At 71.6% G+C, this 22819-nt stretch carries 19 protein-coding genes; 1 reads left to right on the top strand and 18 read right to left on the bottom strand.

The genetic code is table 11. From position 1 onward, the window contains the following. Positions 1 to 33 precede the first annotated feature (33 nt). The 14 genes from atpB to thrC all read right to left on the bottom strand — a co-directional run bounded on the left by atpB (position 34) and on the right by thrC (position 15704). Positions 34 to 822 (bottom strand): F0F1 ATP synthase subunit A, encoded by a 789-nt coding sequence (gene atpB / locus HHX30_RS12320; protein WP_311922338.1) that lies wholly within the window; start codon positions 820 to 822, stop codon positions 34 to 36. Between the two features lie 132 nt (positions 823 to 954). Further along, positions 955 to 1170: a hypothetical protein gene (locus HHX30_RS12325; protein ID WP_169982030.1), complete on the bottom strand. Its 216-nt coding sequence runs from the start codon at positions 1168 to 1170 to the stop codon at positions 955 to 957. Between the two features lie 62 nt (positions 1171 to 1232). Next, positions 1233 to 1655 carry a hypothetical protein gene (locus tag HHX30_RS12330; protein ID WP_169982031.1) on the bottom strand — a complete coding sequence of 141 codons (423 nt, stop codon included), beginning with the start codon at positions 1653 to 1655 and terminating at the stop codon, positions 1233 to 1235. A 146-nt stretch (positions 1656 to 1801) separates the two neighbouring features. Continuing rightward, positions 1802 to 3199: an MraY family glycosyltransferase gene (locus tag HHX30_RS12335; RefSeq protein WP_311922339.1), complete on the bottom strand. Its 1398-nt coding sequence runs from the start codon at positions 3197 to 3199 to the stop codon at positions 1802 to 1804. A 63-nt stretch (positions 3200 to 3262) separates the two neighbouring features. Next, positions 3263 to 4525: a serine hydroxymethyltransferase gene (gene glyA / locus HHX30_RS12340; protein ID WP_169982032.1), complete on the bottom strand. Its 1263-nt coding sequence runs from the start codon at positions 4523 to 4525 to the stop codon at positions 3263 to 3265. Between the two features lie 129 nt (positions 4526 to 4654). Continuing rightward, the gene (locus tag HHX30_RS12345) at positions 4655 to 5044 is read right to left on the bottom strand and encodes a hypothetical protein (RefSeq protein ID WP_169982033.1); all 390 of its coding nucleotides are present in this window, start codon (positions 5042 to 5044) and stop codon (positions 4655 to 4657) included. A gap of 151 nt (positions 5045 to 5195) precedes the next feature. After that, on the bottom strand, positions 5196 to 7649 hold the full coding sequence (locus HHX30_RS12350; protein ID WP_169982034.1) for a hypothetical protein: 2454 nt from the start codon (positions 7647 to 7649) through the stop codon (positions 5196 to 5198). Positions 7650 to 7793: 144 nt separating this feature from the next. After that, complete coding sequence (locus HHX30_RS12355; RefSeq protein ID WP_169982035.1) at positions 7794 to 8441, bottom strand: L-threonylcarbamoyladenylate synthase; 648 nt, start codon at positions 8439 to 8441, stop codon at positions 7794 to 7796. A 66-nt stretch (positions 8442 to 8507) separates the two neighbouring features. Further along, the gene (gene prmC, locus HHX30_RS12360) at positions 8508 to 9362 is read right to left on the bottom strand and encodes a peptide chain release factor N(5)-glutamine methyltransferase (RefSeq protein WP_169982036.1); all 855 of its coding nucleotides are present in this window, start codon (positions 9360 to 9362) and stop codon (positions 8508 to 8510) included. 144 nt (positions 9363 to 9506) lie between these two features. Further along, positions 9507 to 10553 (bottom strand): peptide chain release factor 1, encoded by a 1047-nt coding sequence (prfA, locus tag HHX30_RS12365; RefSeq protein WP_169982037.1) that lies wholly within the window; start codon positions 10551 to 10553, stop codon positions 9507 to 9509. 107 nt (positions 10554 to 10660) lie between these two features. Further along, positions 10661 to 10879 carry a 50S ribosomal protein L31 gene (gene rpmE / locus HHX30_RS12370; protein WP_079317149.1) on the bottom strand — a complete coding sequence of 73 codons (219 nt, stop codon included), beginning with the start codon at positions 10877 to 10879 and terminating at the stop codon, positions 10661 to 10663. Positions 10880 to 11270: 391 nt separating this feature from the next. Beyond that, the gene (gene rho / locus HHX30_RS12375; protein ID WP_169982038.1) at positions 11271 to 13262 is read right to left on the bottom strand and encodes a transcription termination factor Rho; all 1992 of its coding nucleotides are present in this window, start codon (positions 13260 to 13262) and stop codon (positions 11271 to 11273) included. A gap of 413 nt (positions 13263 to 13675) precedes the next feature. Then, entirely contained in the window at positions 13676 to 14602 is a 927-nt protein-coding gene (thrB, locus tag HHX30_RS12380; RefSeq protein WP_169982039.1) for a homoserine kinase, read from the bottom strand. A gap of 43 nt (positions 14603 to 14645) precedes the next feature. Continuing rightward, entirely contained in the window at positions 14646 to 15704 is a 1059-nt protein-coding gene (gene thrC / locus HHX30_RS12385) for a threonine synthase (RefSeq protein WP_169982040.1), read from the bottom strand. Between the two features lie 187 nt (positions 15705 to 15891). On the opposite strand from thrC, the gene HHX30_RS42635 reads away from it, so the two are divergent. After that, positions 15892 to 17442: a glycosyltransferase family 2 protein gene (locus HHX30_RS42635; RefSeq protein ID WP_283246750.1), complete on the top strand. Its 1551-nt coding sequence runs from the start codon at positions 15892 to 15894 to the stop codon at positions 17440 to 17442. Between the two features lie 65 nt (positions 17443 to 17507). On the opposite strand, the gene HHX30_RS12395 is transcribed toward HHX30_RS42635, so the two are convergent. From HHX30_RS12395 to HHX30_RS12410, 4 genes are all read right to left on the bottom strand, one after another. Continuing rightward, positions 17508 to 19169 (bottom strand): glycosyltransferase family 2 protein, encoded by a 1662-nt coding sequence (locus HHX30_RS12395; protein ID WP_169982041.1) that lies wholly within the window; start codon positions 19167 to 19169, stop codon positions 17508 to 17510. Then, positions 19166 to 20281 (bottom strand): glycosyltransferase, encoded by a 1116-nt coding sequence (locus tag HHX30_RS12400; protein WP_310742213.1) that lies wholly within the window; start codon positions 20279 to 20281, stop codon positions 19166 to 19168. Before HHX30_RS12400 ends, HHX30_RS12395 begins: the two co-directional genes overlap by 4 nt. A 120-nt stretch (positions 20282 to 20401) precedes the next feature. Then, entirely contained in the window at positions 20402 to 21292 is an 891-nt protein-coding gene (locus tag HHX30_RS12405) for a polysaccharide deacetylase family protein (protein WP_169982042.1), read from the bottom strand. A gap of 39 nt (positions 21293 to 21331) precedes the next feature. After that, positions 21332 to 22735, bottom strand: coding sequence for a glycosyltransferase family 39 protein (locus HHX30_RS12410; protein WP_249349942.1), 1404 nt, complete (start codon positions 22733 to 22735; stop codon positions 21332 to 21334). Positions 22736 to 22819: the final 84 nt, after the last annotated feature.

Consider the following 22819-nt stretch of genomic DNA (forward strand, 5'->3'; position numbering starts at 1 on the left):
GGTCTACGTCAGGGGCGGGTTTCGGGGGATCCGTCAGTGTTCCGGGTGCAGCGAGCCACCGATGTACATGGCGGCCAGCATGGTGAACAGGAACGCCTGCAGGAACTGGATGAACATCTCGAAGCCGGTCATCGCGATCGTCATGATGACGCCCAGCACGCCGAGGCCCGCACCGAGCGGGGTCAGCTTCTCGAAGAGGAACCAGAAGCCGACGGCGCTGAAGAAGGCCAGGATCAGGTGTCCGGCGAACATGTTCGCGAAGAGTCGGACGGCGTGCGTGAACGGCGCGATGATCAGGTTCGACAGGAACTCGATCGGGGCCAGCAGAAAGTAGATCGGCTTGGGCAGCCCCGGCGGGAACATCATGTTCTTGAAGTAGCCGCCCACGCCCTGGTGCTTGATGCCCAGGTAGATCTTGATCACGTAGATCACGACCGCGAAGACCACCGGGAACGCGATGTGCGACGCGACCGGGATCTGGATCAGCGGGACGACACCGAAGAAGTTCCACAGCAGGATCAGGAAGAACAAGCTGAGCAGCAGCGGCATCCACCGCTCGGCGTCCTTGCCGAGGAACGGGCGCGCCACCTGGTCGCGGACGAACTGGTAGCCCATCTCGCCGACGTTCTGCATGCCCCGGGGCACGAGCTTCGGGTTGGCGAAGGCGCTCCACGCCACGGCGCACACCACGAGGGCGCCGAAGATCGCCATCAGCACCGGCTTGGTCAGCCAGTACGGCGCACCCTCGTACAGCGGCGGGAAGTTGAAGATGGACGGTCCCGGCGCCGTGAAGTCATCGGCGACGAGCATGAGGGGGGTCACTTGGCCACCTCGCCTACCTGCTTGGGGCCGAATGCCCGAAGCATGTGCTTGTTCGTCCGTTCGCTACGCTCGCGCACGGGCGTTCCCTTCAACGATTGGATCAACAGAAGAGCGTGGGAAGCGGGCCCGCTGTCAGCGGCCGTACTTCAGATAGACGAGGTAGGCAGCCAGCCCGACCCCGAGAATGACGCCTATGGGGATGAACGCGTGCACGCCGGTCAACCAGCTCAGCAACCAGCCGAGGCCGCCCCACACCAGAATCCCGGATAGCAGATAGCTCGGGACCGACCAGGCGGCGTCGGCGAAGTCGCGGCCGTCGGTCTCGGGCCTGCGCTCCTGTTCGCTCATCGCGGCACGACGATAGCAGGAGCCATGCGGACTAGTCATATCGGGCTGCCCCGCACGCGTGATCATGAGGGGCCCTGCCCGGGAACCTTCGCCTCAGGCTCCACGTAGAGCATCTTGAGCTTCATGAATCCACGCATCTCACCGACGGTCCAGGCGAGCGTGCAGCCGATGACGCTCAGCGCGAACACGCGGGAGTCGAACGCGGTGGTGCCGTCGAAGGCGTTCAGCATCGCCATGATCGCCAGAACCTTGACGACGTAGCCCACCACGGCGGCCGTCATCATCGCCATCGGCGACACCCGGCCGGCCCAGGAGACGACGACCAGGCCGACGGTGAAGAAGGCGGCGACGAGAAGGAGACCGATGCCCGCGCCCAACGCACCCTTGGCCCCGGTCGTGAACACCGCGACGAGCGCGGCGAGGAGACCGACGATCAAGGTCGGCACGGCGGCGCCCTTGAGAACGCGCACGTCGTTGGCCTGCAATGGGACTCCAGAATCGGTTGTCAAACGAGCGATTGCTACCTGCTGGGGCGTCGTTGCCCTGGCCCCTTGCTAGTGAAAGCTATCACAAGCCCTGGAGTGCCGCCTTTACCTGGCGTTTCGGGTCGGCGCCGACCTGCGGGGACGGGTCAGCGGAAGGTCCCGGTGTCGGCGCGGGAAGTGGTGGGAGGGACGCCCGGGGCGCCTGGGGCACCCTGACCCGGATAGGGATGCCGGCCCTGGGCGGAAAGCCTGCCGGGGGCGGCGGAGCCGGCCTGGCCCGGAGTGACGGGAGGCGCCGGCGCGGGGACGACGGGGTAGACGAGCGTGTCGTGCTCCGTCGTCGTGCGCCCGGCCGGACCGGGGCCGGGTGACCGGCTCCCGGCCGGACGCGCTTCGGCCCTCTGGTCGCCCTTCTGCTCCTGCACGGCGATGCGGCGCGACCGCCACCTGGGCAGGCCCATGATGACGAGCACCGCCACCGCGAGCACGATCGTCAGCGGGAACAGGATGAGCGGCACACCGCCGATCGACAGGCCGACGATCGCGAAGGCGAACAGGAACGTCCACGCGTACATGATCAGCACGCTGCGCCGGTGGGAGTGGCCGATGTCGAGCATGCGGTGGTGCAGGTGGCCGCGGTCGGGGGCGAACGGGGACATCCCGGCCGACGTCCGCCGGATGACCGCCATGACGAGGTCGGCCAGCGGCAGCACCACCACCGCGATCGGCAGCACCAGCGGCAGGATCACCGGGAACCGGTTGATCTTGCCGACGACCGCGTCCGGCTCGACCGACGACAGGCTCGTGATCAACGAGGCGGCGAGCAGCAGGCCGATCAGCATGGCGCCGGTGTCGCCCATGAAGATCTTGGCGGGGTTGAAGTTGTGCGGCAGGAAGCCCGCGCACATCCCGATGAGGATCGCCGCGATGGCGGCGGTCCCGTTGATCCGCGACCCGCTCGCGGTCTGCTGCAGCACGATCGAGTAGGCGAAGGTCGCCATCGCGGCGATCCCGACGATGCCCGCGGCCAGGCCGTCCAGACCGTCGACGAAGTTCACCGCGTTGATCACGACAACGACGATCATGATGGTGAGGATCGTGTACAGGGTCCTGTCGAGGGCCTGGGAACCGCCCATCGACTGCGGCATCGGGAGGAACTGCAGATACATCCCGAAATAGACGAGCAGCCCGCCCGCCGCGATCTGGCCGCCCAGCTTGACCAGCGCGTCCATGCCGAGCCAGTCGTCCAGGAACCCGGTGATGACGATCAGGCCGCCGGCCGCGAGGAGGGCGACCACCGTCTTCCCCGTCTGGCTGCTGTCGAACGCGCCGCCGACGTACGGCAGTTTGGTCGCCACCAGCAGCGCCGCCGCCATCCCGCCGAACATCGCGAGCCCGCCCAGACGTGGAGTGGGCACCGTGTGCACGTCCCGCTCCCGCACTTCGGGCGCCGCGCCGATGCGCAGCGCGAACACCCTGACCGGCGGCACCAGCAGGTACGTCACCGCGGCCGCCACGAGCGCCAAGAGGAGATATTCGCGCACGGACCTAGTTTCCTGGATAGGCGGATCAGTTGTGACGGGCAAAAGACATAGATCGCCCTATCCCTAACGGGGATATGCCGGATGCGTCGCGGTCAGCCCCTTTACCCGTTCGAGGACCGACGTTATCGCACTGGGCTGCCGGATGGCCCGGACGACGAGAGACGCGATGTCCGTCATCTCCGCCCGGCCCATGCCCTGGGTGGTCACGCAGAGGGTGCCGACCCTGATCCCGGAGGTCACGGTCGCGGGCGCCGGATCGTACGGAATCGTGTTGTGGTTGAGCAGGATGCCGGCCTCCGCGCACCGCCGTTCCGCCTCCGCCCCGCTCACCCCGGTCCCGCGCAGGTCGGCCAGCACGAGGTGGGTGTCGGTGCCGCCCGACACCGGGCGCAGCCCCTCGGCCGCGAGCCCCTCCGCCAGCGTCCGCGCGTTGTCCACCACCGACGCGGCGTACGCCCGGAACTCGGGGCGCAGCGCCTCGCCGAACGCCACCGCCTTGGCCGCGACCACGTGCATCAGCGGCCCGCCCTGGCTGAAGGGGAACACCGCCCGGTCGATCTCCGGGGCGAGATCGCCGGTGCACAGCACGCCTCCCCCACGCGGGCCGCGCAGCGACTTGTGGGTCGTGAAGGTCACGACGTCCGCGTACGGCACGGCCGACGGAACGGCCCCGCCGGCCATGAGGCCGATCTCGTGGGCGACGTCCGCCAGCAGCCAGGCTCCGGCCTCGTCGGCGATGGCGCGGAACGCGGCGAAGTCGATCAGCCGGGGGTACGCCGTGGCCCCGCAGACGATCACCCTGGGCCGGTGGCGCAGCGCCAGGTCCCTCACCTCGTCGTAGTCGAGCGTCTCGGTGTCCCGCCGCACGCCGTAGGAGACGACGTGGAACCACCTGCCGGAGAAGTTCACCCTGGATCCGTGGGTGATGTGCCCGCCGTGTCGCAGGGCGAGTGCCAGGACGGTGTCCCCCGGCTGCAGAAGGGCCGCGTACGCCGCCAGGATGGCCGTGGTGCCGCTGTAGGGCTGCACGTTGACGTGGTCTGCCCCGAACAATCGCTTGGCCCGCTCCACGGCGATCTGCTCGGCGCGGTCGGCCACCTCGCAACCGCCGTAGTACCTGTGGCCCGGATAGCCCTCGGCGTACTTGTCGTTCAGCACCGAGCCCAGCGCGGTGAGGACGGCGGGCGAGGACAGGTTCTCGCTGGCGATGAGCTGGAGCCCGCCGCGCAGCCTCGCGACCTCGTCGAGCAGCACCTGGGCGACTTCTGGGTCCTGCGCGGCGAGCCGGGCGAAATCGGGCCCGTAGAACGGCTCGCAACTGTCCATTGGACCGGCTCACAATCCGGTGGCGGTCTTCGCTCCAAGAGTAGACCGCCCGGACACGCCGGACCTTCGCTGCGGTCCTCGCTCCCTTTCTCTCCGCTCTTCCGACCCGTTGAACGCGTGGGCGGCGTATCAGGAGGTGAAGGCGTGCGGTGCACCCGACTTGCTCGGAATCCAGCGCGGCGTGTCGGCCGCCTGGTCGCTGATCGCCGTCAACACGGCCTGGCGGTACATGCCGAGCCGGTTGCGCCATTCGGCGATGTCCTGGACGTACCGGCCGGCGACCGGAGCGTCCCACACGTCCCTGCTCCGCGCCATCTCATACGGCTTGTCCAGGGACTTGGTGAGCTGGTCCATCAGCGGGACCACCTGCAGCCACAGGTCCACGAGCTTCTGGTATTCCGGGTTGAACACCCATCCCGTCGGCTGCCCGCCGGGCGAGAGCAGGTCGGTGCTCGACGGCGCCGGCGGGGTCTCCCCCGGCTGCAGCGGAGTGGGCGCCGGCGGGTCGACAAAGCTCACGATCGCGCCTCCTGTGCGAAACCGGCGCGAACGCCGGCATTGGTCGTCGCATGCCCTGCGGCGGGGATCCCGGTGGGATTCCCATCGGCGCTCCTCGGCCGGTCACCCCGCACCGCGCGCCACCCGGGCGGTATCGCTCGTGCTCGCACGCTCACTTCTCCGGATCCGGCGTACGGATCTCGACAACCTCGACGCGCCCGTCGGGCTGGACCTTTCTGTCCACCCAGTCGCCCTTGCCCCACTCCCCTTCCGGGACGCGGACGTCCGGCGTGTCCACCGGCTCGATGTCCCGATGGTGATCCAGGCGCATGCGTGGTCCGGCCTCGTGGTGGGAGTGGCGGGCAGGGTGATTGAGCACGTCTCCGGGCTGCGCGGCAGCGGGCGATCGGGACGCGCCCTCCTGGACCACCCCCCTCGCGCCCGTGGCGGCATCGTTGTCGCACGCTCGCCCGCTCGCACCGGCTGCGCCGTCGGCCCTGTCGCCCGCACCGGTCGTCCCGGTGTGGCCCGTCGTGCCATCGCCGCCGGTGGCGGGAGCGGTCGTGGCTCCCAGCGTTCCGGCCGCGTTGCCGTGCCCGGCCGCCGTCCCCGCCGCGTGCAGGGTGCCGGTCGCCGTGCCGGTCGCACCCGCCGCCTGTCCGGTCCCGCTGCCGGAGTCGTCCACCGCGTGCAGGGTGCCGGTCACCGTGCCGGTCGCACCCGCCGCCTTTCCGGCCCCGCTCCCGGAGTCGTCCACCGCGTGCAGGGTGCCGGTCGCCGTACCCGTTCCGCCTGATGCCGCAGGCGCCGCGTCGGCCGCACCAGCCGTCCCCGCCGGAGGCGCGGCCCCCGTGGCCGCGGCGGCCGTGCCCGCCGGGTGCGCGGTGCCCGTGGCCGTTCCGGCCGTAGCTGCCGCGTGCCCCGTACCACTCGCACCGGCAGTGTCCACCGGATGAGCCGCGCCGGCGGGCGCATTGGTCGCTTCCACCGCACCGGCAGCACCGGACGCCCCCGCCGGAGGCATGGCCCCGGTGGCCGCGGGGGTGGCTTCGGTCGTCGCCGCCGGCTGCGCGGGGTTGATCGCCGTACCGCTCGCCGCTGTGTCGCTCGTGTACGCGTGACCGCCGGTGCTCGCGGTCACCGCGTTGTGGGCGGCTGAAGTGCCCTGCGCGGCGTTCGGGTCGCCCGGGGCGTACGGCTCACCCGACAGGTTGTCGGCGGGTGTGCCGACATAGGCGCCCATGGGGTCCCCCGGCGCGAGACCCGGTTGCGGAGGCTGCTTCGCCGCGGGGTTGGTCGGCTCGGCGGGCGGCACCAACCCGGGCGGTCCATCCGGATGCGCGCCGGCGTCGCTCGCCGCCTGCGCGTCCACGCTCGGGACATCCATCGGCTGGACGTCCTGCATGTGCTCGTTCAGCCACTGGATGTACTCGGCGCTGGGCTGGTTCATCGGCGTGCTGACGACCTTGACACCGTCGACGACGGCCACGTGCCGACCGGCGGGATCGATGTCGTCCGGGTGATCCTTGCCGGGGGTGTCGTAGAACTGCGAGTCGTTGCCGCCTGTGGAGGGCTGCTCCCCGGCCGCCTTGGAACCGACCGGCGCGCCCTGCCCCGAATTCTGGTCCTGCCCCTGGGCCACGGGTTGGTGCTGGCCACCGGACTGGTTCTGACCGGCGCCGACCGGCTGCGTCTGGGCCGCGCCTTGGTCCTGGCCCGCGCCCTGACCGGCGCCGACCGGCTGGTTCTGGCTCGTGGCCGAGCCCTCGCCGCCCGGCTGGCCCGGGCCGGTGGGCTGCTGCACCTGGCGGATGTCCGCGCCCCGGGCCGCGTCGGAGCCGGTTCCCGCGCCCGCGCGTGTCGCCGTACCACCGTCGTCGGCGGCGTGGGCGGGGCTGTGCGTCGAGGCGGGCATCTGGGCGAGGGAGCCCTCGACCGTGTGGCGGGGCTTGTCCGCGAGCTCCCCTTCGGCCACGCCGCGGCCTCCGCCGCCGCCGTCCGCGCGGGTGGCACCGTCCGTGGCGCTGTGCGCCCGATGGGAGGTCTCGCCCTTCCCTGCCGCGCCGGAATCGCCCGAAGCACTCCCGGGCGACGACGTGCGGGGAGCGTCCTGCTTGTCGTGGGCCGCCTTCCCCTCGGACTTGCCCTCGGGCTTCGTGTCGGCCCTGCCGTCGGCCTTGTGGTCGTCCGTCTTCGCGTCGGCCTTGTGATCGGGCTTGTGGTCCGACTTGTGATCGGGCTTGGCGTCGGCCTTGTGCTCCGCCTTGTGATCGGGCTTGGCGTCGCTTTTGTCGCCCTGTGCGCCGGGCTTCGGCGCCGGATCGTCCGCGGGCGCGGTGGTGTCCCTCTCCTCGGTGAACGAGGCGTTGGCCGTGGGCGCCTTGCCCGCGCTCTGCTGTTTCTCCTTCTTCTCCAGCAGGACCACACGGTTCGTGACGTCCTTGACCATGGTCGAGCACGCGTCGGCGACCTGCGACGGCCGGTGGGTCACATGCACGGAGACGCCGGCCGTACGCGTCAACTGGGTCACCCGGGCCTCGATGCCGTCCATCTGCCGCGCGGCGTGCTGAACCCCCGACAGCAACTCACGGACGAGCTTCGGATCCATCCCGTCGAGCTTGGCCATGGGCGCGCCTCCACAGAGATATCGGCGCACTTCACGGTAGCCGGGGCGGGATCAGTAAAGAAGCCCGATAGCCAGACGGCATCGATCGCCCTGGTCAGGGCCGCGGCGTTGTCTCACAACATGAGACGTACGCCCGGATCGCGGTCATTCCTCGGTCGCGAGGTACCCGACGAGGTTGCGGATCTTGTCCACCGGGATCGCGCCCTTGCGCAGCACCCGGGGCACGGCGGTGGTCAGGTCGACGATCGTGGACGGCACGTTGTCGTCGCAGGGTCCGCCGTCGAGGTAGACCTCCACCGAGTCCCCGAGCTGCTCTTCGGCCTCGTCGGCGGTGGTCGCCGGCGGGTTGCCGGACCGGTTGGCGCTGGAGACCGCCATCGGGCCCGTCTCCTTGAGGAGATCCAGCGCGACCGGGTGCAGCGGCATGCGGACGGCGACCGTTCCCTTGGTGTCGCCGAGGTCCCACGACAGCGACCGGTTGGCCCTCAGGATGAGCGTGAGCGGCCCGGGCCAGAAGGTGTCCACCAGGTCCTGCCCGTACGTCCCGAGGCTCTCCACGAGAGCGTTGGCGGCGCGTACGGTGCCCACGAGGACCGGCACGGGCATGTCCCTGCCCCGGCCCTTCGCCTCCAGCAGCGCGTTGACGGCGGAGGGGGTGAAGGCGTCGGCGCCGATCCCGTACACGGTGTCGGTGGGCAGCACGACGAGCTCGCCCCGCCGTACCGCCGCGGTCGCCTCCGCCAGTCCGGTCATCCGCTCTATCTGGTCGGCACAGTCAAACCGTCGGCTCACGAAGTCATCCTTCCACGTGTTCCGCCCGGCGGAGCCGCCACCTGGCCGCTCGCCGGGCCGTTCGAGTCAGTCCTGGGTCAGCCGCGCCGTGACGAACCGGTCCCGGCCGGTCAGGTCCTGGCGCAACCGCACGTCGCGCCAGCCGTTCTCCTCGGAGAAGAGCCAGTACACGGCGTTGCCCTGCTGGTCGGCGTGCTCGACCACGGCGAACCCGCCCGGCCGCAGCAGTCGCCGCGCCGTGCGCTCGACGGCCCGCACCTCGTCCAGACCGTCCTCACCCGACCCGTACAGCGCCCGGGAGGGATCGTAGTCGCGCACCTCGGGGTCGCGCGGGATCGCTCCAGGCGGAATGTACGGCGGATTGGAGATGACCAGGTCCACCTGGCCGTTCAGCTCGGGCAGGCAGTCGGCCAGGTCCTCTGGGTGCAGGGTGGTGCGGCCCTGGCCGTGTTCGAGGATGTTGCGCTTGGCCCAGCCGTACGCCACGGGGTCGATCTCGACGGCGTGCACCTGCGCCAGCGCGACCTCCTGGGCGATCGACAGCGCGATGGCCCCGGAACCGGTGCCGAGGTCGACCACGACGGGGGAGGCGACGTCCATCTCGCCGAGCCGGTCGATCGCCCAGCCGGCCACCACCTCGGTCTCCGGCCTGGGCACGAACACGCCCGGGCCCACCTCAAGGGAGAGGTAGCGGAAGTAGGCCCGGCCGGTGATGTGCTGCAGGGGCTCGCGCGCCTCACGCCGGGCGACGCCCTCCCAGAACCGCGCGTCGAAGTCGGCGTCCTTGACCGTGTGCAGCATGCCGCGCGGAACGCCGTGCACGAAGGCCGCGATCTCCTCGGCGTCCGTCCGCGGTGACGGCACTCCCGCCTCGGCGAGCCGGGCGGTGGCGAGGGCGATTTCGTCGAGCAGGAAGGTCATTGTCTCTTACAGCACGGTTGTCGCGGCGTGGCCTGCGGATCGTCGGTCGTGTGCGGATGGGCCGCCGGGACGGCCCACGGTCGTCTGCGGACCCACGTCCATCACCGCTTCTCCCATCGTCCCCTCATCAGGCTCGCGATCGTCTCACGTATGAGCGGCCAGCTTCTCCGCGAGTTCGGCGTCGAGCAAAGCCTGTATCACCGCGTCGAGATCGCCGTCCAGGACTTGATCCAGGTTGTAGGCCTTGAAGCCCACACGGTGATCCGAAATGCGGTTCTCCGGGAAGTTGTAGGTGCGGATCCGCTCGGAGCGGTCGACCGTGCGCACCTGCGACTTGCGCTCGGCCATCGCGGCCGCCTCGGCCTCCTCCTGCGCCATCGCGAGCAGCCGGGCGCGCAGGATGCGCAGCGCCGACTCCTTGTTCTGGAGCTGGCTCTTCTCGTTCTGGCAGGAGACGACGACGCCGGTCGGCATGTGGGTGATCCGCACGGCCGAGTCTGTGGTGTTGACGCTCTGGCCGCCGGGGCCGCTGGAGCGGAACACGTCGATGCGCAGGTCGTTGGGGTCGATCTGGACGTCGACATCCTCGGCCTCCGGATAGACGAGCACTCCGGCGGCCGAGGTGTGGATGCGGCCCTGCGACTCGGTCACCGGCACCCGCTGAACGCGGTGCACGCCACCCTCGAACTTGAGCCGCGACCAGACGCCCTCCCTGCCCTTGATGGCGACGGTGACGTCCTTGTAGCCGCCGAGGTCGGAGTGCTGCGCGTCGATGACCTCCGTCTTGTAGCCGATCCGCTCGGCGTACCTGAGGTACATCCGCAGGAGGTCTCCGGCGAACAGAGCGGACTCCTGGCCGCCCTCGCCCGCCTTGATCTCCATGATGACGTCCTTGTCGTCGTTGGGATCGCGCGGGACCAGCAGACGGGTGAGCTTCTCCTCCAGCACCGGGATGCGGCCCTCCAGCTCGGCCGCCTCCTCCGCGAACGCCGCGTCCTCCGCCGCGAGTTCGCGCGCGGCCGCGAGGTCCTGCCGTACGCCTTCGAGTTCCCGGTACGTCGCGACGATCGGCGTGAGCACGGCATAACGCTTGCCGTACGTCCGCGCCTTGCTCTGGTCGGCGTGCACGGCGGGGTCGGCGAGCCGCAGTTCCAGATCCGCGTACTCGCTTATGATCTCGTCGAGGTTCACCGCACGCTCCTTTGCTCAGACTCCTCGGTAAAGGCCGTAATCACCAAGAACGCCGACCCGGAGACGCCCCAAGAGAGGGGCACCCCCGAGCCGGCGTCCTGGAGGAGCTACTTGCTCTGGGCCTTCTTGCCGAAGCGCGCCTCGAAGCGCGCCACCCGGCCACCGGTGTCGAGGATCTTCTGCTTGCCCGTGTAGAACGGGTGGCAGGCGGAGCAGACGTCGGCGTGGATCACACCGTTCTTCGCGGTGCTACGCGTGGTGAAGGTGTTCCCGCAGGTGCAGGTCACCTGGGTAACCACGTACTCCGGGTGGATGTCGGGCTTCATGTCTCAGTCCTAACGCTAGGCGCGGTCGCCGGGTCGCTCCGTCTGTCACGGCCTGCGCGCATCGGCACACCATGATGCGCGGCGCGGGAACCGGTACCGCTGCGGTTCGGCTACCAGTGTGCCAGATCCTCTAACCATCCCAGGCCATGGGCTATTCCTCCCGCGACCACGCGCTGATCGCGCACGCCAAGGGCACCGCAGGTACGCCGCCACGGCCGGGACGGGGCCCACTCGCGCGAAACCCGCCAAGCGGGACGTTCCGAGGGAACGGGACGAGCTCACCGCCGCATACGGGGATGACCCGCATCGCACGGCTGCGGCGGCGCGCCCATGACCGGAAACGCCGGCGCCCCGGACGGCGTGGCCGTCCGGGGCGCCGGTCGAGCAGGCGTCAGTCGCGGTCGTTGCTGACCGTGGTCTTCTGCACCTGGAGCAGGAACTCGGCGTTGGACTTGGTCTCCTTCATCTTCTCGAGAAGGAGCTCCAGCGCCTGCTGCATGTCGAGGGCGTGCAGGACCCGGCGGAGCTTCCAGACGATGGACAGCTCGTCCTTGGCCATGAGGATCTCCTCCTTGCGGGTGCCGGACGCGTCCACGTCCACCGCCGGGAAGATGCGCTTGTCCGCCAGCGACCGGTTGAGCTTGAGCTCCATGTTGCCGGTGCCCTTGAACTCCTCGAAGATGACCTCGTCCATCTTGGAGCCGGTCTCCACGAGAGCCGTGGCGAGGATCGTCAGCGAGCCGCCGTTCTCGATGTTGCGGGCGGCGCCGAAGAACCGCTTCGGCGGGTAGAGCGCGGTCGAGTCGACACCACCGGACAGGATACGGCCGCTCGCGGGCGCCGCGAGGTTGTAGGCGCGCCCGAGACGGGTGATCGAGTCGAGCAGGACGACGACGTCGTGGCCCAGCTCCACCAGCCGCTTGGCCCGCTCGATGGCGAGCTCGGCGACGGTGGTGTGGTCCTCGGCCGGACGGTCGAAGGTCGAGTGGATGACCTCGCCCTTGACCGACCGCTGCATGTCGGTGACCTCTTCAGGACGCTCGTCCACGAGGACGACCATCAGGTGGCACTCCGGGTTGTTGCGCGTGATCGCGTTGGCGATCGCCTGGAGCACCATGGTCTTGCCGGCCTTGGGCGGCGACACGATCAGGCCGCGCTGGCCCTTGCCGATCGGCGAGACGAGGTCGATGATCCGCGTGGTCAGGACGTTCGGCTCGGTCTCCAGGCGCAGGCGCTCCTGCGGGTAGAGCGGCGTGAGCTTGTTGAAGTCGGGCCGCTGACGGGCCTGCTCCGGGTCCATCCCGTTGACGGTGTCGAGGCGGACGAGGGCGTTGAACTTCTCGCGCCGCTCGCCGTCCCTCGGCTGCCGGACGGCGCCGGTGATGACGTCACCCTTGCGCAGGCCGTTGCGGCGGATCTGGGCGAGGGAGACGTACACGTCGTTCGAGCCCGGCAGGTAGCCGCTGGTCCGCACGAAGGCGTAGTTGTCGAGGATGTCCAGGATGCCGGCGATCGGGATCAGGACGTCGTCCTCGCTGATCACCGGCTCGTTGCCCTCGAAGCGGTCACGCCCGCGGCGGCCACGCTCGCGGAAGCGGCCACGGCGCCCGCGGCTGTCCTCGCCCTGCTGGTCGCCCTTGCCGTCGGCTCGGCTGTCCGTACGGCTGTCGCCGCGCCCCTCGGAGCGGCCGTCGCGTCCGTCGGTGCGGTTGTCGCCGCGGCTCTGCTGGTCACGACGGCCCTGGCCGCCGTCCCCCGCGTCGGCGGCACGCTGGTCGCCACGCTGGTCACCGCGCTGGTCACCGCGGCCGTCACGCTCGCGGCCCCGCTCTCCCCGCTCGCCGCGCGTACGGCGCTCGCGGCGGTCGCCGCGTTCCGGACGCTCGGCGCGGGTCTCGGACGGGGCGGCGTCGGCCTGCGGCTCGGCGACGGCGGCGACGCCGTTCTGCGCGGCCTCGGCGGTCACGGCGGGCGCGGCCTCGACCACGGGACGCTCCTCGCGGGCCGCGACGGCCGGCTCGGCAGCGGGCGTGGCGGCGGCAGCAGCGGGCGCGGCCTCGGGTGCGGGCGCCGCGGAGGCGCGGGAACGTTCCCTGCGGCCACGGGCGGGGCGCTCGGCGACGGCCGGTGCTTCGGCCGCGGCCCTCGGCTCGGCCGCGGTCTCTCCCGATCCGCCCTGCTTCTCCTGGATGGCCGCGATGAGCTGGCTCTTGCGCATCCGTCCGGTCCCCGTGATGCCGAGGCTGGTCGCCAGGGCCTGGAGCTCGGGGAGCACCATGCCGGCCAGGCCCGTGCCGGAGCGACGTCGCGGGCGGGCCGGGGCGGAAGTGGGGGTGTCGCCGGCGGCCTGGCCGTCGGAGAGGAGTTCGGTGGTGTCGCTCAACTAAGGGTCCTTCCCAGGGGTCGGGCGCCAGAATCGTGCGTCCAGGCGTCCCGGTGATGCGACCCGGCGGGACAGACCGGGTCGGGCTTCGCGAATCTCATGTGTCGATGACTCTCGGGATTCGCGAGCGGTAGGTGCCCGGGGGCGATCCCCCGGATTGCCGCCACCGACCAGATGTCTTGGTGGTTCGAACGCGCATGTCTCCGATAACGCCACCCCCGGCCATGCCACCCGAAGGTGTGCCGACTGGAGGAAACGGTTCCGGGGAAATCGCCCTGCCCGCGTCGAAGGACGCGAGGCGAAGTGCAGCGATGTGCGAATGACAAGCACGCACCCAACACGGGGGCACCTGGTGCGGCTATCAGCCTAACATCACCAGCGCGCACAGCTATTCCCTGAAGGTCGAAGAAGCATCAGCGTGTCTCGGGAAACCGAACGTACGCACCAAGCGGGTCGACGTTCATTGGCTGGATGTGCCAGTCATTACCCACTTCTGGCGCGATCAAATCCTTGGTATCCCGTGTCGTCAACGCGAGAACCGTCGGACCGGCCCCCGAGACGACGGCGGGCACCCCGGCCTCGCGGAGCCGTCGCACCAGTTCGGCGGTGCGCGGCATCGCGGGTGCGCGGTACCTCTGGTGCAGGCGGTCCTCGGTGGCGGCGAGCAGGAGATCCGGTTCCGGTCTCCGCGTCAGCGCCGCGACGAGCAGAGCCGCCCGCCCCGCGTTGGCCGCCGCGTCCGAATGCGGTACGTCCTTCGGCAGCAGCCCCCGAGCCTCCTCCGTGGACAACCGGAAATCCGGGATCAACGCCACCGGCCGGACGTCCTCGTGCGGAGTCAGTTTCACCATACTCGCCGCCCCCGACTGGTCGGTCCAGGCGATGGTGAGCCCGCCCGCCAGGCACGGCGCCACGTTGTCGGGATGCCCTTCCAGCTCGGTGGCCAGCGCGAACACGTCAGCGTCCGGAAAATCTTCCGCGCCGTTCCCCCGCGCGAGGGCGCGGGCGGCGAGGATGCCGGCGCAGATCGCGGCCGACGACGAGCCGAGCCCCCGCGCGTGCGGGATGCGGTTATGGCAGCGCAACACGATGCCGTCCGGCTGGGCGAATCCCATGCGGTCGAACGTGGCGCGCATGGTCCTGACGACGAGGTGGCCCTCGCCGTCGTCGAGTTCGCCGGCGCCCTGGCCCTCCACCGCGATCCGCACGCCGGGCGAATCGGAGATCGCCGCCTCCACCTCGTCGTACAGGTCGAGGGCGAGGCCGAGGCTGTCGAAGCCCGGGCCGAGGTTGGCGCTCGTCGCCGGCACGCGGACGACGACGCCCTGACTGTCCGTCAATTCGTCACCTGAACCCTTGAATGGGCGGGAATGAGTGTGCCGGTCAGGCGAGTCCCAGCGCGGCCGCGGCGGCGTAGGCGTCGATCGGGATCGTCACGGGCGCGGGGGCGCCGGAGATGGCCCAGTCGGGATCCTTCAGGCCGTTGCCGGTCACGGTGCACACGACCCGCTGCCCCGGCGTGAGCAGGCCCTGCTCGTGCGTCTGGAGCAGACCGGCGACGCTCGCGGCGGAGGCGAGCTCGACGAACACGCCTTCCTCCTGCGCGAGCAGCTTGTACGCCGCGGCGATCTGACGGTCGGTCACGGCCTGGATGTCCCCGCCGGATTCGTCGCGCGCGGCCTCGGCGAGCCGCCACGAGGCGGGGTTGCCGATCCTGATCGCCGTGGCGATCGTCTGCGGGTGGGTCACGGGGCTGCCCCCGACCAGCGGCGCCGCGCCGCTCGCCTGGAACCCCAGCATTCGGGGGCGCTTGGTGGCCACGCCGTCGTCGGCGTACTCCTTGTAGCCCATCCAGTACGCCGAGATGTTGCCGGCGTTGCCGACCGGGATGCAGTGGACGTCGGGCGCGTCGCCGAGCGCGTCGACGATTTCGAAGGCCGCCGTCTTCTGGCCCTGCAGGCGGTGCGGGTTGACGGAGTTGACCAGCGCGATCGGGTAGGTCTCCGCGAGCTTCCTGGTCATCTCCAGGCAGTCGTCGAACGAGCCCTCGACCTGGAGCAGCTTGGCGCCGTGGACCAGCGCCTGGGCGAGCTTGCCCATCGCGATCTTCCCGCGCGGCACGAGGACGGCGCAGGTCAGCCCGGCGCGCACGGCGTAGGCGGCGGCCGAGGCGCTGGTGTTGCCGGTGGACGCGCAGATGACCGCCTGGGCGCCCTCCTCGACGGCCTTGCTGATCGCCACGGTCATGCCGCGGTCCTTGAAGCTGCCGGTCGGGTTGAGGCCCTCGACCTTGAGGTAGACGTCACAGCCCGTGATCTGGGACACCCGCCTGGCGGGGACGAGCGGCGTGCCGCCCTCGAGCAGGGTCACCACGGGCGTCGTCGTGGAGACCGGAAGACGGTCGCGGTACTCCTCGATCAGGCCACGCCAAGCCCTGAACATTGGTCGCTCCTCCCACGCGCGCACACGCGTGTCACCAGGGGTATCGGTCACCGAGTCTACGGCCAACCGTCTGACGCGCGGACGCCGTCGTCCACCAACTGGACATATTGGGCGCCACCTTAGGGAACCGCCGCCCGGTTTCGCTAGGGTGGAGCCGCCTCTTGACCATCGCTGAGAAGGACGAGGATTGGCCCACCTGACGGGCGTTGAGCCCCGGCCGAGGATCCGCCACAACGACTACTCTCCGCTCACGCCGCCGCCCATCGGCGGCTGGACGCCCACGCTCGGCGCGAGTGTCGTCATCCCCGCCCACGGCGGGCAGCACCGCCTCGACCTGACGCTGGCCGCGCTGGCCGCGCAGACCTATCCCGCGCACCTCACCGAGGTGATCGTGGTGGACGACCGCAGCGATCCGCCCCTGCGCCTGCCGGACCTGCGCCCCGAGAACACGCGGATCGTCGCGGCGCCGGAGGGCGGGTGGGGCGCCGGGCACGCGATGAACGCCGGGATCGCCGCGGCCGAGGGCGAGATCGTCCAGCGGCTCGACGCCGACATGGTGATCTCGCGCGAGCATCTGGAGGCGCTGTTCCGCTGGCAGCACCTCACCGACTACGTCGTCACGATCGGCGGCAAGAAGTTCGCCGAGGAGCGCCCGCTCACCCCCGAGCAGGTGTACGACGCCGTACGGCAGGGCTCGCCTGAGGACCTGTTCGGCCCGTCGGCGCTGGTGTCCAGCTCGACCGAGGAGACCATCCGGCGCCTCGACGGCCTGCGGGCCAGCAAGAACCCCTACCAGGTGTGCACCGGGCCGACGGTCTCCCTGCGGCGGGCCCTGCTCGACGAGGTCCGCGGCTTCGACACCGATGTGGTGCGCGGCCAGGACACCGAGTTCGCCTACCGGCTCGCCCAGGCGGGGGCGGTGTTCGTCCCCGACTCCGAGGCCCGCGCCGTGCACCTCGGCCTGCCCGCTCAGCGCGGCGAGCACGGCAGGTCGATCGTCCGGCTCGTCGAGACCCACCTGGCGCACCGGGTCCCGCTCCGCCGCGACCTGCGCAAGGAGCCCGGCAGGCGCTGGCTCGTGCCGTACGTCGAGGTGGTCTTCGACGTGACGGGGGCGGACGAGCGGCGCATCGTCGCGGCGGTCGACGCGGTGCTGCGCGGCACGCTCACCGACGTCGCGGTGACGCTGGCCGGCCCGTGGTCCCTGCTCGACGAAGGACGCAGGTGGGCGCCGGGCACCGAGGCGTTCGACCTCGCCCTGGTGCGGGCGGCGTTCGGGCACGACGCGCGGGTGCGGTTCGCGGAGCGGGTGACGCCGACCGCCGCGCCGGTCCCCTTCCGCTACACGGCGCCCGTCGGCGCCCCTCCCGCTCCGGCGCTGCTGGAGCGCGCGGTCAAGGCGATGCTGGAGGAGCGGATCGGCCTGCTGGTGGTGGAACTGCCCGAAGGAGGCACGGCCACTCTGGAGCGGACCGAGGCCGCCGCGCGGGCCCGCCGTCTCGCCGGGCCGGGCGAGGACCCGGCGGATGTGATCGCCCAGACCCACGGCGTACGGCACGCCGCGGCGGGCGAGTTCGAGAAGAGTCCCGCGCCTCCGGCGAAACCGGCCGCCGCGCCGCAGACCGCTCAGCAGCCGGCCGCAGGAAAGCCCGCCGCCGGGAAGCCGGCCACCGCGCACGCCCCGCAACCGCAGCCGGAGGCGTCGCCGCGCCGCCGCGGCCTGTTCCGCCGTTCCTGACACGGCCGGCACCAGGACGATCGAGTCCGAACCGCGCCGGCGCGCGGACGCCCGAGGCGGGACGGTCAGGACTTCTTGAACGTGAAGGGCCGGGTGAGGCCCCGCGCGATGCCGCGCAGGCCCGGGGCGTGGCGCAGCGCCGCGACCTGTCCGCGCAGCGTCGAGACCTGCCGCCGGAGGGTGCCGATCTCCCGGCGGAACTCGACGGCGGACTTGCGCCACTTCGCGGCCTCGTCCCGCCATTTCGTCACCTGGCCGCGCAGCCGTTCGACCTCCTTGGTCAGCCGCTCGACCTCGGCCTGCGCCTCCACCCGCTTGCGGTAGGCGGTGCGGGGGTTCATGTACGCCGGGGCCTCCGCGGCGGCGCGGAAGCCGTGGGTCTCGCCGTCCGCCCAGTAGGTGCCGAACATCTCGTCCACGGCGTCGTCGGCATCCTCGCCCTCGGCGGCGACGAGGGCGGCGCGGGCATACGCCTCGGTGCGCTCCAGTCGCGCTGCGGTGACGCCTTCTGGGCCCTCGGCCAGGAGCACGCTCACCAGCCCGAGCTCCCGCTCGCGGGCCATCGCGAGCAGCTCGCCGACGCTGTCCTCCCCCGGCACCCAGCCGGGCGGCAGACGCAGGCGGTAGGGCGAGAGGGTGTCGGAGGCCGCCGTGGCGAGCCGTACCCGGCCCTCGTGCGTGTAGTGGGCGTGCAGCAGCATGAGGTCGAGGCACGGGTCATTGAGCGGCGCGCGCTGCTCGGGCGCGAGCTCGTCCCACGGACCGGTCAGCACGACCGCGAGGTCGGTCACCGTGCCGGCCAGCGCGCCGTCCACCGTCGCCCTGACGTCGTCGTACGACCCCGCGGTGGCGTCCACGAGGACCTCCACCTGCGGGATCTTCCACTGACGGGCGGGGTGGGTGCGCAGCCACCGGTACCCGGGGACGCGGTCGGTGACCAGGGCGTGGCTGACGCGGTTGACGGGCCCGCTGTCGCGCATGCGCATGGACGGGCCGAGGTGATAGGCCCTGGCCTGCGGGTCGGGGATGAAGACGGCGCCCGCCTGCGCGAGCCGGTAGCCCATCTCGGTGTCCTGACCGAGGATCATGTCGGGGTCCATCGGCCCGGCCCGCTCGAACAGCCGCGCGGAGACCGACGACGCGCCGCCGATGTGGATGCTGAACGGCCGGGGTGAGCGGGTCAGCCCCTGCGACCGCTCCACCAGGTCCTCGATCCACGCGTGCGGCTCCGCGGGCTCGAAGAGCTTCGCCAGGTCGTCGGCGCCCGCGACGTCGGCGGGATCGGGCAGCGGGACGGTGGTGAAGCGCAGGTAGGAGGTGACCGACAGGTAGGGCGCGAGGTGATGCCAGCGCATGTGCGCCTCCACCTCCTCCGGCTCGGGGACGACGTCGGAGTCCATCCAGTGGATGACCTCGCCCGTCGCGGCGGCCAGCCCGGTGTTGCGCGCCCTGGCCCGTCCTGGCGTCTCGCAGACCAGCAGCCGCGTGTGGCGGGGCCGGATCTCGGGGAGGCGCAGCCGCGGCTCGCTGCCGTTGTCGACCACGATCACTTCGAGCAGGTCCGCCGGGTACGTCTGCCCGGCCAGCCCGGCGAGCGTGAGGTCGAGCTTGGCCTGGTTGGCGTACGCGGGGACGACCACGCTGACGCGCAGGCGGGGCGTCCACGGCGATCCGAGGGCGGGCGGCGCGAGGACGGTGTAGTCGTTTCCCCTGATGCGTGGCGTCATGGTGCTTCCAGAATCACACTCGGGCGAAAGCCGCGCCATTGGTTCGCCGCGACTCGCAGGAAGTGGGCGAGGGGAAGGTTCCAGGTGTGGTCGGCGCTGACGGACCGCCGCAGCACGTAGCCCAGGCCGTGGGTGCGGTAGACGCGCCCCCCGGCCGCGTCGACCGCGCGCAGGAGGTGCGCGTCCTCCCCGCGGTTCACCGGCCCGAAGCCGCCGACCTCCTCGAAGAGCTCGCGGCCGAGCAGGATCGTGCCGCCCGCGACGTGGTCGGCCCACATCTCGCTGCCGTAGTCGACGCGGCGGATCGTCGCGTGGAGGGGCTGAAGGTAGAAGAACTCCGGCGCGGTCCCGACCAGCTCCGCCCCTGAGTAGGCCATGGCCAGCAGCAGGTCGGCGAGGTGCTCGGGGCCGTACCAGTCGTCGTCGTCCCATTTGGCGACGATGCCGGTGGACGCCCGCGCCGCCGCGCGGTTGAGCACGGTCCCGAGCGGCGCGTCGGGCTCGGCCTCGATCACCGTGATGGGACGGGGGAACTCCTCGACGGCCTGCCGTACCCGCTCGGCCGCGAAGCCGTGCAGCGCGACGACGACCTCGAGATCCACCCCGCGCTGGCGGGCGACCTGCCGCAGCGCGTCGCCGACGTAGTGGGGCCGCCTCGTGGCCATGACGACGGTCACCGGGGCGAGGGCCGTGCCGACGCCCGCGGCCCGCAGCGCGTGCCTGCGCAGGCGCACGCTGTGCTCCTCCCGGCGCAGGTCGGCCACCGACTCGGGCCTGCCGTCGTCGGCCTCGGGGGTCCAGGCGGCGGCCAGGCGGGCGAGCACCGGATCGGCCTCACGCGCCCACCTCGGCGCGTCTTCGCAGGTGAGCGGCACCCCCGCGGCGGCCAGGCGGGCGACCGGGCCGATCGCCTCGGCGGCGGGCTCGACCGGCCACTCCACCCGCAGCCCGCGCAGCGGCCGGAGGGGGGCGACGTCGGCGGCCTCGAGCGGGACGGCGAGCGGCCGGCCCCCGATCGTCCACCGGCCGTCGCTCCAGGACAGCGTGGCGATCTCCTCGGTGGGACGGCGCGTGAAGCCGTACGGCGAGCACATGTCCGTCGTGACCGTCACGGCGTTCCTCCCGCGCGTCCGTTTGCAGGCTGGTGAACTTCTATCAGCCGAACCTTGTGAATTCCTGTGACCGCCGCGGTCAACCTGACGACTCTCTGTGACCCGGCACGACGGCAGGGATCACATCTCGTCGGGGACGGGCCACACACGCCCGCCGACGACGTCGCCCAGCGTCTTCACGTCGATCGTCTTGGCCTTCCGCTGCTTGGCCACCCAGTCGACGAAGGCGGCGAACTCCTTGGGCGCCGTCGCGTACCTGTCCCGACGGTCGTCCTTGATCTCGTGGAACACGAAGACCACCAGACCGCGGCCGCCCTGCCGCTGGGCGCGGGTGACGAACTCCCGCAGCGTGCGGGCCGTACGCGGCAGGCCGGTCTGGCTCGTGGCGCGCACGTCGGCGAGATCCGCGGGCGGGATCTTCTCGGTGACGGGGCAGGATCGGCAGCTGTCGGGCCGGTACAGGCCGTTGATGCCGCGCGCGGTCGTGTAGCCGCAGCGCATCGCCAGCAGCTTGGTGGCGTCGTCGAAGTCGCCGAACGGATAGGCGAACGACCGCACGTCGAAGCCCAGCTTCAGCAGCGCCCGCCTGTCGTCGCAGATCTCCGTCTGCTGCACGGCCTCGAACTGCTCCGACAGATGCGGGTGGTCGAGGGTGTGGCCGCCGATCTCGTGGCCCTCGCGGGCGATGGTCCGCAGCGCGGCGACGCTCAGGTAACCGCGGCCGCCGAGCCGCGCGCTGTTGACGTAGAAGGTGCCCTTGAGACCGCGCTTTCCCAGCGTCCTGGCGGCGGCGAGGTGGTCGGCCGTGCCGTCGTCGAAGGTGAGGACCACGGTCGGCACCCCGGCCGCACGCGCCTCACGCTGCGCCGCGTGCGCGGTCTCCGGCTGTGGGGCCGCCGCGTGCGCGGTGACGGTCTCGCGGGCCGTAGCGGCGGCCGGATGCTGGAGCCCCGCGACCGACGCCGCGGCGACGAGACAGGCCGGTACGAGTCTCTTCACCGTAAGTCGCATAGAGGGAAACTTTACTTGCAGTAGGCAGAGATTTTGCCGCTACCCGTTGCCGCGCGGGCGCTCGAAGAGTGCGACCGTGAGGCCCGGCAACTCCGCGGAGTGCCAGGCCGTCGCGAGGCGGTATCCGGCCGCGCGGACGGCGGCCACCCGAGGGATCTTCTTGCCCGTCAGGCCGGACTGCTTGGTCCCCCGCCAGACCACCCAGACGCGGCGGCGTCCGGCGAGGGCCTCGGCGAGGTCGCCGCGCTCGGCGTACTCGAAGGCCGGGCCCTGCCCCCTGAGCAGCACGTCGTCGGGCAGGCCCGCGCGGCCGTAGTAGACGAAGCCGGTGCGCAGCCGGCTCTGGCCGTACACGATGGCGTCGCCGGGGCGTTCCCGCGCCCGGATCACGCCGACCGCGCCGGGGAAGTCGTCGTAGTGGCCGTTGCGCTCCCGGTAGTCGGCCTGCGCGGGAAGTCCCAGCAGCGCGACGGCCAGGACGACGGGCACGGCGACCAGCGCGGCGGGAAGGGCGGCCAGGCGGACCGAGGCCAGGGCCACCGCTCCCGCCAGCGCCAGGGCGGGCGCCGCGACGAACACGTAGCGGTCCACGTAGGCCGGGGTCACCAGCGCGTCGATCGCGAGCAGCAGCACCGGCGGAAGGACCAGCCAGCCGGCGGCGAGCACCCCCCAGGGGACCGACCTGCGCAGCAGGATCACCACCCCCACGACGGCGAGCGCGAACAGCGCGGGCCCGGCGAGGTCGGAGCCCGCCGCGTGCTTGGGGAACTTCAGCAGCACGTCGGGCCCGTGCGGCTGGATCCAGCTGATCGCGTGGCGCTCGCCCCAGCCCACCAGGGCGAGGACGACGACGGGGACGCACCCCGCGGCCGTCGCGGGGACGATCCTGGTCAGGAACGTACGCCGGGGCAGGGCGAGCAGTGCGGCCAGGAACTGGGCCGGGAGCACCAGGACGGAGAACAGGTGCGTGCAGCCGAGCAGCGCCACCGACACCGCGTACCAGCGGACCCGGGATCCGGTGGGCGCCTCGGCCACGCGGTGCAACGCCCAGGCGGAGACGACGGCCGCCGCCGCCGCGAACGCGTACGGCCGGGCGTTCGCGCCGTGGTAGGACACCGACGGCAGGACGGCGAACAGCGCCGCGGCCAGCACGCCGGCGCGCGGCCCGGCCAGCCTGCGGCCGAGGTCGGCCAGGAAACCGGCCGCCACGCCGGCCGCCAGGGCCGAGGGCAGGCGCAGCCACCACTCGGTCTCCCCGAAGAACGACCACACGTGGACGAGCAGGTAGTAGGGCAGGAAATGGCCGTCGATGTGCCGTACGAGCTCCCACAGGCCGCTCAGCGGCCGGGCCACCGCGGCGCTGTAGGTGGCCACCTCGTCGCCCGACAGCGACGCCGTGGCGCCGGAGATGGCGACGCAGGCGGTCAGCAGCCCCGCGAGCAACGGCGTCCATCTGGGCCAGTCCCTCGCGCGCGCCTCCGCGCCCCGGCCGGATGTCCGAACCGTCTCGCCCGTAACCACACTTTC

This window comes from Microbispora sp. H10836 (assembly GCF_012999525.1).
Lineage (GTDB): Bacteria > Actinomycetota > Actinomycetes > Streptosporangiales > Streptosporangiaceae > Microbispora.

Coding starts and splice junctions, on each gene's coding strand:
- HHX30_RS12395 (WP_169982041.1), bottom strand. CDS start 19,169: ATGACGCCACGCATCAGGGGAAACGACTACACCGTCCTCGCGCCGCCC.
- rpmE (WP_079317149.1), bottom strand. CDS start 10,879: ATGAAGCCCGACATCCACCCGGAGTACGTGGTTACCCAGGTGACCTGC.
- HHX30_RS12325 (WP_169982030.1), bottom strand. CDS start 1,170: ATGAGCGAACAGGAGCGCAGGCCCGAGACCGACGGCCGCGACTTCGCC.
- HHX30_RS12405 (WP_169982042.1), bottom strand. CDS start 21,292: ATGCGACTTACGGTGAAGAGACTCGTACCGGCCTGTCTCGTCGCCGCG.
- glyA (WP_169982032.1), bottom strand. CDS start 4,525: ATGGACAGTTGCGAGCCGTTCTACGGGCCCGATTTCGCCCGGCTCGCC.
- HHX30_RS12350 (WP_169982034.1), bottom strand. CDS start 7,649: ATGGCCAAGCTCGACGGGATGGATCCGAAGCTCGTCCGTGAGTTGCTG.
- thrC (WP_169982040.1), bottom strand. CDS start 15,704: ATGTTCAGGGCTTGGCGTGGCCTGATCGAGGAGTACCGCGACCGTCTT.
- prmC (WP_169982036.1), bottom strand. CDS start 9,362: ATGACCTTCCTGCTCGACGAAATCGCCCTCGCCACCGCCCGGCTCGCC.